This window comes from Geomicrobium sp. JCM 19055 (assembly GCF_000698185.1).
GTDB classification, from domain to species: domain Bacteria; phylum Bacillota; class Bacilli; order Bacillales; family Marinococcaceae; genus Geomicrobium_A; species Geomicrobium_A sediminis.
On record NZ_BAXL01000020.1, the window covers coordinates 85,748 to 99,269 of the forward strand.

A 13,522-nucleotide genomic window follows, 5' to 3' on the forward strand; every position below is an offset into this window, starting at 1 on the left:
TCTCGTTCGTTACCTCAATCGTACGACTTGCTTTAGTTATTCACAACATGAATAATTGAATCCATATGATCGATAATTTCAATGAGGTGAAATGGGATGGATTATGACCAGTTAAAAACGTTTCTCGTCGTTACGGAATTGAATAGTTTTACAAAGGCAGCTGCGTTCTTACATATTACGCAATCAACTGTAACTTCTCGGATTGCAAAGTTAGAGGAATTCTATGGTGTACGTCTGTTTGATCGAAACAACCGAGATCTTAGACTTTCTTCGAAAGGATTAGAGTTGTTACCATTCATGCAACAACAATTAAACCTCTATGAAAAAAACGAAACAAATTGCAACGCAACACACCCATAACCAAGAACTAAAAATCGCTGTAACGCAATCTACTTGGAATTCATTCCCTGTACGTCGAGTGTTGTCTTTGCATGAAAAAAATTCCGAATCTACACGTGCAAATTACAACGGATCATTCACCTGCGATTATTCAACACGTGTTAGATGGGCGCATTGATTATGGAATCGTTTTTAATTTGCCAAGAGCGAAAGCCATTCGTGCTTGGCATCTGGGACGTCATCACTATGCGTTATATCGTCATATTGAAGTTGACATTGGTGAAGACTTTGATTTAGCAAGTCTTCAAAATGAGCGTTACATTAAAGTGAGTTGGGGCATCCCTTTTCAAAAGTGGCTAGAAAAACATGGCATACAGCATCAGAAATCACCCGTCGAAGTTTCTCATGGAAATTTAGCAAAGCAAATCATTATTGAGCAAAAAGGATGGGCTTTCTACCTCAAGAAAGCGTCGTAAATGAACCGAGGTTAGTTGAAGTACCCCTTGGCGTTGAGTGGGCCTATCAAGATTACTATGCGATCTGTTTAAAAAAAATCATCCGCAGACAATGGTCTATCAAACGATGAATCAATTCCTAAACGAAGGTAAAGTTAAAGGCGAGATTGAGAATATGGACCATTAAAAAGCCGACCGAGGAGAATTTCCCGGTCGGCTTTTTGCACTGCCGTTACGCTAAGTTTGGTTTCTTACGATGCTGTGTCGCTTGTTCGTAGCCAAAGGCAAGTTCAATTAATGTTCGTTCTTGGAACATAGGCCCTGTGAATGTAATGCCAAATGGTTGTCCATTCGCTTTATAACCCGCAGGTACTGAAATGGAAGGTAAGCCTGCACGAGCGGCGACGGCAAAACCAGCAGCACTCGGAAAGACAATCGCATCCAGTGCATGATTCTTCATCACATTTTCAATGGCGTATTCGTCGTGTAGTCCTTGGTTTAGTAGCTTTTGCATAATCCATTCGGAGTTTGCTAGTTCTTCTTTACGATCCGTGCCACTAATGAAGCTATCAAAACCGTAAGGTTGTAAACGGGCGTGTTGGAAGTATGTAGTAAGGAACTCATCGAAAGTTGCGTAACCTGTCGATGGTTTTGCTCTCTTAAAGAAGGTGTTTAGGGAATGCTTAATTTCATAACGTAATAAGCTAGGAATTTCTTTTTCAACGTCTGGAATTGTAATGTCTTCGATGACTTCAACTTCTTGTTTTCTCAACACATCAATGGCAGCTTCAAAGCGATGCTGGTCAACGTGTTCAGCCTGATCATCTGGAATTTTTCCGCGGTACACACCGATTCGTTTGCGTGCTAAGCCGTGAACGATTAGGTGATCACAATAGTTGGATGTGTGACTAGGAATACCATGTGTCGCATGATCTCGTTCGCAGCGACCAGCAATAACATCTAAAAGAATAGCTGCATCTTCAACGGTACGTGTCAATGGTCCAGCAACATCTTGTGAATACGATAGCGGAATCACACCTTCACGACTCACAAGTCCAAACGTCGGTTTAATCGTAACGAGTGAATTACGTGTAGCAGGATTAACGAGTGACCCTGACGTCTCAGTACCGATACTGACAGCAGCGAAGTTGCTAGCAATTGCTGCTGCCGACCCAGAGCTACTTCCCCCAACATCGAACTCCTGTGGACCGTACGGGTTCAAGACGAGGCCGCCACGACTGCTAAAACTATTCGGCATTCCTTCGCGGCCGATGCGATGAGCAAGTTCTGTCATGTTCGCTTTTCCGAGAATGACGGCCCCTGCTGAACGGAGCTTTTTAACGAGCGCAGCATCTTCGTCTGCTTTCCAATCTTTTAAAGCATAAGCCCCAGCGCTCGTTGAAAGTGCATCACCGGTTTGAATATTGTCTTTTAGAAGAACAGGGATGCCGTGTAAAGGTCCAACTAAACCAGACTGAGCGTATTGAACGTCGAGTCCTATAGCGATTGCGATGGCATCTGGATTGATATCGAGTACGGCGTTAATGCTAGGACCATCTTGGTCAAAAAGAGCAATTCGTTCAAGGTAATACATCACAAGTTTCTGTGACGTTAATTGTCCTTGTCGAAAGGCCGTATGGATCTCTTGAATGGTCGTCTCTTCGTGCCAGTACGGCGCAATCATCGGTTCTCACCTTCATACAAGTGACATGAAACGAAGTGACCAGGCTTCGCTTCTTCCAAGTTGGCTTTACGGTTGCACAAATGTCCATCGCTTCAGGGCAACGAGTTCGAAAGACACAGCCGCTAGGCGGATTAACCGGACTCGGGACTTCGCCTTCTACGATGATGCGCTCCCGTTGTTGTTCTACAACCGGATCCGGCACTGGAATCGCTGAAAGAAGTACGTTCGTATAAGGGTGGAGCGGATCTGAATAAAGTTGTTCACTCGTTGTTAATTCAACGATATTGCCTAAGTACATTACACCGATTCGATCGCTAATGTGTTTAACCATCGCAAGGTCATGCGCGATAAACAAATACGTGAGGTTGCGCTCTCGTTGCAAATCTTTCATTAAGTTAACGACTTGCGCTTGAACGGATACATCAAGTGCAGAAATAGGCTCATCTGCAATGATGAATTCTGGATCAAGAGCCAACGCACGTGCAATTCCAATACGTTGCCGTTGCCCACCACTAAATTCATGGGGATACCGGTTAGCGTGTTCTCGTTGAAGACCAACCGTTTCGAGAAGCTCATAAACGCGCTCTAGACGATCTTTTCCTTTATGAATGTTGTGGATATCCATCCCTTCAGCAATGCACATTGCAACATTCATACGAGGGTTTAAAGATGCGTAAGGGTCTTGAAAGATCATTTGTACTCGTCTGTAAAAAGAACGTCGATTTTTCCCGCGTAACAATTCAACGTCATTGCCTTTATATCGAATTGTCCCGTCACTCGTTTTATAGAGATTAATGATCGTGCGACCTGTAGTGGACTTTCCGCAGCCCGATTCACCGACAAGTCCGAGTGTTTCACCTTTATAAATTTCAAAAGAAACACCGTCAACGGCTTTGACTACTTGGTTTTTATCAAGGGGAAAATGTTTTTTGAGGTTCGTAACTTCAAGTAATTTTTCTTGTGTCAATGCATTCACCTGCCTATGAACGAAGGAAGGTGCCCATTATCTGGGCACCGATTCGCTTTAGTCTAAACTTGCGTATTTAAACTCAACAAAGCCTACTGGATGACGAACAATATTATTTACTTCTGGTTTATACAAGAATGTATGGTTGTAGAAGTAGAGTGGTACAATTGGCGCTTCTTCCATTAACAATGCCTCTGCTTCAAGGAGTAAATCAAAACGTGCGTCAGCATCATCTTCTTCATAACTCGAATTAATTAATGCGTCGAACTCTTCATTACTGAAATCAGTACGGTTCATCGGGTTGTCTGTTGTAAAGTTTGTTAAGAAGTTGATCGGGTCATTGTAACCACCTAAGAATGAAGAACGAGAGTATTGAAGCTCAAGACCTTGTTGTGCTTCCATGAATACTGCCCACTCACTGTTCTCAAGTTGAATATCAATCCCTAAGTTTTCAAGAATCATTTCTTGAATGGCTTGAGAAACAATGCTGTGTTGATCTGATGTGTTGTATGAGAACGTTACAGTAGGGAGCTCATCATAGCCCTCTTCTGCCATACCTTCTTCAAGAAGTTGTTGTGCAGTTTCAGGATCATAAGGGTAGTGACTGTCAGCAACATCACGGAAGTCTTCCCCATCTGGAGTTAGGAAACCATAAGCGACAAAACCTTCAGCAATGTTTTCGTCTCCTTGAATAATGCGGTCAACGATAATTTGGCTATCGATTGCATAGTTAAATGCTTGACGGATTTTCTTGTTGTGGAATGGTTCTTCGTTTACATTAAAACGTTGGAATTCAATTCCTGCACGTGGTGCTACGAAAGCATCTTCGCTATCGATTAACGTTTCAATCATGTCAGCTGGCATTGCCACAGTATCAAGAGTTCCATCTTCATACAATTGGTACGCTGTAGAAGAGTCATCGATCATTTCATACTGAACACCATCAAGTGCAACGTTTTCTGCATCCCAATAATCTTCGTTTCTTTCAAGAAGAATTCTTACATCATGATCCCATTCAGTCATTTTGAAAGGCCCGTTTGTTACGATCGTGTCAAGGCTACCTGCCCAGTTATCATCTTCTTCAACCGTTTCTTTATGAACCGGGAAGAGTTGTGGCATTGCAGTAATTGACGGGAAGAATTCAGTTGGATTCTCTAAAACGACTTCAAGTGTTTGATCATCAATTGCTGTAACGAGAACATCTTCTTCATCCGCTTCACCTGCGTTGAAATCTTCAGCACCAGCAATCCAATAAGAATGTTGTGCTGCTGGAGATGCAGTGTCAGGATCTGCTAAACGTTTCCAAGAAAATTCGAAGTCTTGAGCGGTGACAGGTTCACCGTTTGTCCATGTGATGCCTTCACGTAAGTTAAACGTGTACGTTAATCCATCTTCAGAAACATCCCAGTCTTCAGCCATTGCAGGCTCTGGAACAGCTTCATCAGCACCAAGACGAGTCAATCCTTCGCCAATGTTGTTAAGGACATCATAGGAATATTGGTCGTTTCCAATTGGTGGATCTAAAGACGTTGGTTCAGATTCATTGTTGACGACAAGAACATTGTCTCCTGCTTCACTTTCCCCTGCTGCGCTATCATCATCGTCAGTTTCCTCTGTGTCATTCGCGTCATCGTCACTTTCTTCGCTATCGCTACCTTCATCTGAACAAGCAGCAAGAACGAGTACCATGCTTAACATTAACGTAAACATGAGCATTAGCCATTTCTTCTTCATTTTCTTTCCCCCTAAATGATAGTTTATGAGTGAAGCTGTTTTATAGATGGAGCTCGCTCATCTTGTAGCCAACAATGAACATAATGCGATTCATTGCAATCAGTTCTAGGTGGAGCGACCTCTTTACACACTTTCATTGCGTAATCACACCGCATGTAAAAGGGACACCCTACTGGAGGGTTCATTAAGTTAGGTGGTGTACCTGGTACAGGGATTAATGGAACGTCCCGGTTGCCATCCATTCTTGGAACAGATTTCAAAATGCCTTCGGTGTACGGATGACGATGCTCTTTGAACACTTCATAGCTCGTACCCGTCTCAGCGATTTTACCGGCATACATCACACAGATTCGATCAGCGATTTGAGCGACAACGCCAAGATCATGCGTGATAATGATAATTGCGACACCTGTTTTTCTTTGAATCTCTTGGAACAATTCAATAATTTGAGCTTGGATGGTGACGTCCAGCGCTGTTGTTGGTTCGTCGGCAATCAGAATGTCTGGTTTACAAACAAGTGCCATCGCAATCATTAACCGTTGTCTCATCCCGCCGCTAAATTGGTGCGGATATTGCTTCATTCGTTTATCAGGATCGGCGATGCCCACAAGGCGTAGCATCTCGATTGCTTCTTTTGTTGCTTCGTCTTTAGACATCTTTTGATGCCGTAGCAAGCCTTCGCGGATTTGCTCTCCGACTGTAATGACGGGGTTTAAGGAAGTCATTGGATCTTGAAAGATCATGCCCATCTCAAGCCCGCGTAGCTTTTGCATTTGTTTTTCCGTTTTGGTCGTTAATTCTTCTCCTTTATAGCGAATGCTCCCAGACTTTGGTGGTGTGGAGACGAGACGCATAAGACTTTGAGCAGTAACGCTCTTGCCGCATCCCGATTCACCAACAATGGCTAACGTTTCACCTTTATATAAGGAAAAGCTTACCCCTCGAACGGCCTGCACTTCACCTCGTTTAGTGGGAAATGAGACGTGAAGGTCATCAACCTCTAACAGTAATTCTTTTGTTGTTGCTTCAGTCATTTGCTCACTTCCTCATTTTAGGGTCGAGTGCGTCACGTAAACCGTCTCCAAAGACGTTAAAGGCAAACATCGTCAAAGAGATGAAAAACGCAGGGAAAAATAATCGCCACCAATAACCTGTTTGGATAACACCTAATGCATCATTGGCCATCGTACCCCAACTTGCCACAGGTGCTTGTACACCTAGTCCTAAGAAACTTAGAAAAGCCTCAGCAAAAATGGCTGTTGGTATCGTAAGTGTCATGGATACGATGATTGGGCCGGATGTGTTCGGTAACAGGTGCTTGCGAATGATGCGGTTATTACTTCCTCCTAAAACGCGAGAGGCGAGAACGTATTCGGCATTTTTGAGTTGGAGAACTTGCCCTCTTACGAGCCTAGCCATACCGATCCACCCCGTAATAGAAAGAGCGATAATTATCGTAAACAAGCCTGGTCCCATAACGACCATTAATAAAACAACGACGAGTAGGTATGGGAGACCATACAAGACATCGACGATACGCATCATTACGTTGTCGACTTTGCCACCGCGATACCCCGAGACGCCTCCATAAGTAACACCAATAACAAATTCAATTAAAGCCGCTGCAAGTCCAATAAATAAGGAAACTCTTGCGCCGTACCATACACGCGTGAATACATCTCGTCCTAATTCGTCTGAGCCGAACCAGTACGTTGAGTCTGGAGCCGTGTTGCTATTTAAAATAGATTGAGAGCGATACGTGTGCTCAGTAAGGAAAGGTCCTATAATCGCCATAATCGTTAGTAAGATAATGAGGATTAGACCTGTGACAGCAAGCTTATTCGCAAACAAGCGCCCCATCACATCTTTCCAGTAACTATCTCCTTTATGATGAATCGTTTCTTGTTGTTCTTCTTTCGGCAGAGGAACAAACCATTCATCAGGGACGTTAGAGGCCGATTTCTTCGGACTTCTATCTTCCATGTTTATTCCTCCTTCTTATGTAGTTGTATTCTTGGATCTACAATGCCGTAAACAACATCCACGATGAACATCATAATTATAAAGATTGTGCTGTAGATAATCGTCGTTGCCATAATCATCGGGTAATCACGGTTTGTAATACTTTCGACGAAGTATTGACCAACTCCTGGTATTGCGAAAATTCGCTCAACTACAAAGCTTCCAGTGAAAATACTTGCAACGAGAACACCGAGAATTGTAATGACAGGTAGCAATGCATTTCGAAGTGCATGCTTGACGACGATTTGGAAATTAGAAAGCCCTTTTGCTTTGGCGGTCTTAATATAATCTTCGGTTAACACTTCAAGCATGTTTGAGCGAGTCATCCGTGCAATAATGGCAATTGGACCAGATGCAAGGGCGAGTGCAGGCAAGATCGCATGCCGCCACGTTCCCCATTGAGCTGTTGGGAAGAAATCGAATTGACTGCTTATGTATTGAATGAATAACATGGCTTGAATAAAGTTCGGAATGGAAATTCCGATGATGGCGATAAACATCGTCATATAGTCAATCAACTTGTTATGTCGGAGTGCTGCTAACACACCTAAAATGATCCCAGAAATGACTGCTAAGATCAGGGTTACTAAGCCGAGTTGCAAAGAGGCTGGAAAACCGCTGGCTAGCATGTCACTAACTTCACGTGAACGAGTCACCATAGAAGGTCCAAAATCAAAAGTGATGGCATTTTTCAGATAATTTAAATATTGTAGGATGACAGGTTGGTCGAGATTGTAATGGGCCATCATATTCTCTCGAGCTTGGTCGCTCATTCCTACGTCATCAATATCTAGCGGACTACCAGGAGCAAAACGCATGAGAATAAAGGTGACGGTGATGATTACCCAAAGTGTAACAATCATCCATAAAAACCGTTTTCCAATAAATTTCAGCAAATCGTCATGTACCTCCTTTCATATCATTGTAAAGTAATCCGACAAGCGATAAATCGCACATCAATAACATGAATTAGTTATAGTCTAACAATAATGTAAACGACAACATCCGTCAATAAAATGATAGACAATTTGTAAAATGATGAAAAGTGATTAATATATCAATATAGTAATAGAGCGGATGAATAGTGGGATGTTTACGGAGAAATAGAAATGGGAATCAATTTACTAGAACGACAATTAGACTTGAAAGGATGTTTCTCTCATGAGTAAAAAAGTAGCTGTACTCATTACAGATTTATTTGAGGATATTGAATACACAGATCCAGCGAAGAATCTTCAGGATGCCGGTCATGAGCTCGTTACGATTGAGAAAGAGGCAGGCAATAAAGTAACCGGTAAGCAAAACGATACAACGGTTACCATCGACAAAGGAATTGATCAGGTTAAACCGGAACAATTCGATGCTTTATTGTTGCCAGGTGGCTTTTCACCAGACATCCTTCGTGGTGACGATCGTTTTGTAGATTTTACGAAAGCATTTGCTGATGCCGGCAAGCCGATCATGGCCATTTGTCACGGTCCACAACTGCTCATTAATGCAGACGTATTGAAAGGTAGAACCGTCACTGGCGTAAAACCAATCGTTCCTGATTTAAAGAACGCAGGTGCAATCTTTAAAGATGAAGAAGTGGTCGTATGCCAAGGGAATCTCGTAACAAGTCGTACACCAGATGACTTACCAGCGTTCAACCGCGAATCATTAAAAGTACTAGAAGGTTAATGAAAAGCATCCCTTATGATGAAGGGATGCTTTTTTTTAGATAGTGGTTTTGACTGAATGCTCATTCATTTAACGTGATCAAAAACCGGTTCAAATTCAAATATACCGCCTTTTTCTGTCTTCACAGTCATATTTTTACTTTCCATATAATCGAGGTGTCCGATGATCTCAGACATGACGAGAGGGAACTGAGTTTCATATCGTTTTTGATACATAGTAATTGCCAATTCATTCGCTGTCATCGGTTTTTGGAGCATTAACTCTCGTAAATGCTCGGCTTTTTGTTGAATTCCTAGAAGACGTTCCTGAATGAGTGTTTGATGATTTGTAATGACAGACCCGTGTCCTGGATATACAGTTTGAACGTCTAGTTGTTGGACAGTTTGTAAGGAATCAATATGTTGTTGCATCGTAAACAATCGATTGCCATGTTTGTCAGGCTCAATTAGCGCGTTGCTCGAGATATGGTGAATCAATAAATCACCTGAAATGAGGATGTCGTCATATTGGAGTGCAATTTGGTCAGGGGCATGCCCTGGTGTTTCAACTAAGTCAAAGTCGAATAAAGGCTTTGATACATCGATCAATGTTAGTTCGCCTTCAATTCGATTGCCTATGTTCGTCTCTTTAGAGCGTTGCAAACGATCGATTTGCTTCTCGCCGAATGCTCCGCAACCCGCTTGTTGATATAATGCTTTGTAAAAGTTAATTCGCATTTCCATAAAGGTAGGTTCTCGCGTTAAACGGTGCACCGATTCAGGGTGAACGTATAACGGAACGTCAATTTGTTTGCGAATACGATTGACGAGCCCAACGTGATCGGGATGATGGTGCGTTAGAACGATTGCAGTAAGATCCGATAACTGGAGAAGATGGGTTTGTAATGCTTCAACTAGCCCATTCCAACAATCTTCCGTATCATATCCTGCATCAATCAAAATGAGCTCGTTAGAATGTTGAACGAGATAAAAGTTAAAACTTCGAAGCGCTCGTTCAGTTTTTACGTGAATGGGTATGATTTTCATCTTTTGCCACTCCTTAATGAGTGATGAACTGTCTTTTTTTTGAATAGTTTATCATACTTGTAGCTAGGACGTGCAATGAAAGGTGAATCAGAGGTGAGGCGATGAGTACGAGCTGTTATTTTATCCGACATGCACATGCGACTTATTCAGACGATGAACGAAACCGTTCGTTGTCATCAGTCGGACGTATCCAAAGCGAAGCAATTGCAAAGCAGTTTGAGTCAATTAAAGTAGATCAGATCGTCTCAAGTCCGTATCACCGAGCAATTCAAACGATTAAACCACTAGCAAAGCAAAAAGGGCTGTCGGTTCAACTAGAAGATGCTTTTCGTGAAAGAGAAAGCGGACTCGGCTTTGAGCCAAACTTCGAAGAGAAGATTAAGGCATTATGGGAAAACCCGGATTTGTATTATGGAAGTGGAGAGTCAAATGGTCAAGCACAACGAAGAGGTCAGGCGGCAACAAAACAACTCATAGAAGCGCATGAAAATAAATCAATCGTAATCGCAACACATGGGAATCTCCTAACATTAATCCTTTCAACCTATGATCCATCGTTTACGTTTGAATCGTGGAGAATGATGCCGATGCCTGCGATTTACAAAGTAATCGTTTCAAAAACTCAAGTGGAAATTAAGGCGATTGATCTCTCATGACTTTCTTTGAATGTCGTGTGCGTTCAGGATATAATAAACATGTGATCATACTCACTAGGAGGGTTAGTTAATGACAAGTAATTCAATCAAAGACGTTGTTCGCTTTCACAATGGGTTGATGATGCCTCAACACGGTTTTGGCGTGTATCTCATTAACGAACCTTCAGAAGCCGAGACAGCCATTCATAAGGCATTAGATGTAGGTTATCGATCATTCGATACAGCGAAGTTGTATGAGAATGAAGGCTTAATGGCAGAGCAGTTGAGGAATAGCTCGGTGAATAGAGAAGATCTTTTTATTACAACAAAAACGCATAATGACGACCAAGGATACGATCAAGCGTTACGTGCATTTCACGATTCACTTGAAGAGATGAAGCTTGATTATGTTGATTTGTTACTCGTACATTGGCCGAGTAAACGTCATTTTCATGATACGTGGCGCGCATTCGAACGGCTCGAAGGTGAAGGGTTAGTTCGAGCGATTGGTGTGTGCAACTACCAAATTGATCATCTTAAACGACTTGAGACGAAGGCGAATGTAAAGCCTGTCATTAATCAAGTTGAATGTCATCCGTATTTGACACAATATGCACTCAAAGATTATATGGAGGAAGAAGATATCGTCTTTGAGGCGTGGAGTCCGTTAGGGCGTGGCAATGTATTGAGTGACCCCGTTATTGAAAAAATAGCAAACCGCTATCATAAAACTCCAGCGCAAGTGGTGTTACGTTGGCATTTACAACAAGACTCAGTTATTATACCTAAGTCAAAGACACCTGAACGTATTGAGGAAAACGCAGATATCTACAATTTTGTTTTAACTGAAGAAGACATGATGCTGATCGATCAATTAAATCGCGATGAGCGTAGAGGGCCAGACCCAGACGTTGTGTACGAACAAATTTAATGATAGTGCATCCATTTTTAATGAAAATGGATGCTCTTTCTCTGTTGGTTGTTGATTTAATTCATAGGGGATACAATGAGAGTACAAAGATTAAAGGAGTCTAGACGATGATAGCAACAAGCGAAAAAGACATCCAAGGCTTAAAGGATGCTGGGAAGGTCATTTCTGAAATACGTGATGAAATGATTGCACAGACAAAGCCAGGTATTACAACGAAAGAACTTGATGAAATTGCAGAGCGCATGTTTAAAAAGTACGGAGCGATTTCTGCACCAATTAGCACGTACAATTTCCCAGGGTATACGTGTATCTGTGTAAACGAAGAAGTTGCACACGGGATTCCAGGAAAACGTGAAATTCAAGGCGGTGACCTCGTCAATATCGATGTATCAGGGGCGTACAACGATTATTGGGTAGATACAGGGAAATCATTTGTAGTGGGCTCAACTTCAAATCCAGAGCTTGAGAAACTTTTGAAAGCGACAGATGTTGTCTTTGATGAAGGCTTAAAGAAGTTTAAGGCTGGATCGAAGATGAACGGTGTCGGCCGAGCAGTGAATCGTACCGCTAAGCAACTCGGGTACACAGTCATTAAGAACTTAACAGGCCACGGTGTCGGCTCATCACTTCGAGACGAACCAGACCATATTTACAACTACTACATCCCTTGGGATCGCTCACTCTTTACGGAAGGTTCCGTAATTGCATACGAACCATTCGTTTCGACAAAAGCAGAAGAGATTTATGAAAAAGATGACGGTTGGACGTTACTCACGAAAGAGCGAGGTTTCGTTGCCCAAAAAGAGCATACGATTATCGTCACAAAAGACGAACCAATCATTGTTACATGATAAAGAGGCGTTGCCTCTTTACATAAAGAAATCGGAATTAATAGAATACGGAGGGGTATTATGCAACTAGGATTTGTTGGAATCGGTGTAATGGGTAAAAGCATGGCGAAGCATCTTTTAGAAGCGGGCCATGAAGTCAACGTGTATACTCGAACGAAAGAAAAAGCAGACGAACTTCTTACAATCGGTGCACACTGGAAATCAACACTGAAAGAACTAGCAGAAAGCTCCGAAGTGATCATTACGATGATTGGTTATCCAAAAGATGTGGAGGACGTCTATTTCAAAGAGAATGGATTGTTGCAATCAGCAAAATCAGGAACAACGTTGATTGATATGACTACATCAAAACCGTCTCTAGCTGAGCGGATTGCCAAGGCATCTGAGGAACGGGGATGTTCAGCACTAGATGCACCCGTTTCAGGTGGCGATGTTGGCGCTAAGAATGGTACACTAACAATAATGGTCGGTGGTTCGGAGCAGGCGTTCCAGCAGATGTTGCCGGTTTTTGAATTAATGGGCACGAACATCCAACTCCACGGACCTGCAGGTAGTGGGCAACATGCAAAAATGTGCAACCAAATTGCTGTTGCTGCCAGCATGATTGGTGCAGGCGAAGCGCTCGGCTATGCAAAGCAAGCAGGGCTCGACCAACAAAAAGTGCTCGACACCATTTCAAAAGGAGCAGGCGGTAGTTGGACATTGAACAACCTCGCACCACGCATGTTAAATGGTGATTTTGAACCAGGATTTTACGTAAAACATTTTATTAAAGATATGGACATTGCGTTAGAAGAAGTCGAAGCGATGGACAAAAACCTACCCGGTCTCGCACTCGTAAAATCGCTCTACGATGAACTCGCCGAAAAGGGCGAAACAGACAGTGGAACGCAATCGATCTACAAGCTTTGGCAATAAGATAAGGGGTTTGGCATGAAAGAAATTCTGAAAGACAAAACCGTACTATTTCCGATGATCTCAGCACTACTCCTAACTGCAGTTTCTGCATTCATCATGTACGTCGGCAGTTTGCTCTGGATTATATTCTTTAGTCTCGCGCAAATTAACCTATTCATCGGAATCTATAGAGCACTACAACATTCACGTTCCTAAAACTTGCAACCGTCGTTGCAAGTTTTTTTTGTTTGTGCGGATAGGGCGAGGGTGTAGCAAGCGGGGGCGAGGGTGTAGCAAGCGGG

The 13,522-nt window shown here is 42.6% G+C and carries 14 protein-coding genes and 1 pseudogene; 8 read left to right on the top strand and 7 right to left on the bottom strand.

Annotated elements, in window-relative coordinates; translation table 11 throughout:
* The first annotated feature begins 96 nt into the window (after nt 1-96).
* Together JCM19055_RS17210 and JCM19055_RS17215 are read left to right on the top strand one after the other, a co-directional pair.
* Nucleotides 97-360, top strand: a complete 264-nt coding sequence (locus tag JCM19055_RS17210; RefSeq protein ID WP_042360598.1) for a LysR family transcriptional regulator — start codon at nt 97-99, stop codon at nt 358-360.
* Nucleotides 361-431: 71 nt separating this feature from the next.
* The gene (locus JCM19055_RS17215; protein ID WP_042360599.1) at nt 432-815 is read left to right on the top strand and encodes a LysR substrate-binding domain-containing protein; all 384 of its coding nucleotides are present in this window, start codon (nt 432-434) and stop codon (nt 813-815) included.
* A gap of 211 nt (nt 816-1,026) precedes the next feature.
* Here JCM19055_RS17215 and JCM19055_RS17220 read toward each other — a convergent pair whose 3' ends face one another.
* The 6 genes and pseudogenes from JCM19055_RS17220 to JCM19055_RS17245 form a co-directional block, all read right to left on the bottom strand.
* Entirely contained in the window at nt 1,027-2,478 is a 1,452-nt protein-coding gene (locus JCM19055_RS17220) for an amidase family protein (RefSeq protein ID WP_042360600.1), read from the bottom strand.
* Nucleotides 2,475-3,445 (bottom strand): annotated as a pseudogene (locus JCM19055_RS17225) (ABC transporter ATP-binding protein). The gene JCM19055_RS17220 and the pseudogene JCM19055_RS17225 overlap by 4 nt, the downstream one beginning before the upstream one ends.
* A 57-nt stretch (nt 3,446-3,502) precedes the next feature.
* The gene (locus tag JCM19055_RS17230) at nt 3,503-5,179 is read right to left on the bottom strand and encodes a peptide ABC transporter substrate-binding protein (RefSeq protein ID WP_042360601.1); all 1,677 of its coding nucleotides are present in this window, start codon (nt 5,177-5,179) and stop codon (nt 3,503-3,505) included.
* Between the two features lie 23 nt (nt 5,180-5,202).
* Nucleotides 5,203-6,213, bottom strand: a complete 1,011-nt coding sequence (locus tag JCM19055_RS17235; RefSeq protein ID WP_042360602.1) for an ABC transporter ATP-binding protein — start codon at nt 6,211-6,213, stop codon at nt 5,203-5,205.
* Nucleotides 6,214-6,217: 4 nt separating this feature from the next.
* On the bottom strand, nt 6,218-7,162 hold the full coding sequence (locus JCM19055_RS17240) for an ABC transporter permease (RefSeq protein ID WP_042360603.1): 945 nt from the start codon (nt 7,160-7,162) through the stop codon (nt 6,218-6,220).
* Nucleotides 7,163-7,164: 2 nt separating this feature from the next.
* Nucleotides 7,165-8,097 (bottom strand): ABC transporter permease, encoded by a 933-nt coding sequence (locus tag JCM19055_RS17245; RefSeq protein WP_042360604.1) that lies wholly within the window; start codon nt 8,095-8,097, stop codon nt 7,165-7,167.
* Nucleotides 8,098-8,362: 265 nt separating this feature from the next.
* Here JCM19055_RS17245 and JCM19055_RS17250 point away from each other — a divergent pair, with 265 nt between their 5' ends.
* Nucleotides 8,363-8,881 carry a type 1 glutamine amidotransferase domain-containing protein gene (locus tag JCM19055_RS17250; protein ID WP_042360605.1) on the top strand — a complete coding sequence of 173 codons (519 nt, stop codon included), beginning with the start codon at nt 8,363-8,365 and terminating at the stop codon, nt 8,879-8,881.
* Nucleotides 8,882-8,946: 65 nt separating this feature from the next.
* Here JCM19055_RS17250 and JCM19055_RS17255 read toward each other — a convergent pair whose 3' ends face one another.
* Nucleotides 8,947-9,906 (bottom strand): MBL fold metallo-hydrolase, encoded by a 960-nt coding sequence (locus tag JCM19055_RS17255; protein WP_042360606.1) that lies wholly within the window; start codon nt 9,904-9,906, stop codon nt 8,947-8,949.
* A gap of 101 nt (nt 9,907-10,007) precedes the next feature.
* Here JCM19055_RS17255 and JCM19055_RS17260 point away from each other — a divergent pair, with 101 nt between their 5' ends.
* The 5 genes from JCM19055_RS17260 (at nt 10,008) to JCM19055_RS17280 (ending at nt 13,436) form a co-directional block, all read left to right on the top strand.
* Entirely contained in the window at nt 10,008-10,562 is a 555-nt protein-coding gene (locus JCM19055_RS17260; RefSeq protein WP_042360607.1) for a histidine phosphatase family protein, read from the top strand.
* Nucleotides 10,563-10,632: 70 nt separating this feature from the next.
* Nucleotides 10,633-11,472, top strand: a complete 840-nt coding sequence (locus JCM19055_RS17265; RefSeq protein WP_042360608.1) for an aldo/keto reductase — start codon at nt 10,633-10,635, stop codon at nt 11,470-11,472.
* A 107-nt stretch (nt 11,473-11,579) separates the two neighbouring features.
* Complete coding sequence (gene map / locus JCM19055_RS17270) at nt 11,580-12,323, top strand: type I methionyl aminopeptidase (protein ID WP_042360609.1); 744 nt, start codon at nt 11,580-11,582, stop codon at nt 12,321-12,323.
* 60 nt (nt 12,324-12,383) lie between these two features.
* Nucleotides 12,384-13,241: an NAD(P)-dependent oxidoreductase gene (locus JCM19055_RS17275; protein ID WP_042360610.1), complete on the top strand. Its 858-nt coding sequence runs from the start codon at nt 12,384-12,386 to the stop codon at nt 13,239-13,241.
* A gap of 15 nt (nt 13,242-13,256) precedes the next feature.
* Complete coding sequence (locus JCM19055_RS17280) at nt 13,257-13,436, top strand: hypothetical protein (RefSeq protein ID WP_042360611.1); 180 nt, start codon at nt 13,257-13,259, stop codon at nt 13,434-13,436.
* The last annotated feature ends 86 nt before the right edge of the window (nt 13,437-13,522 follow it).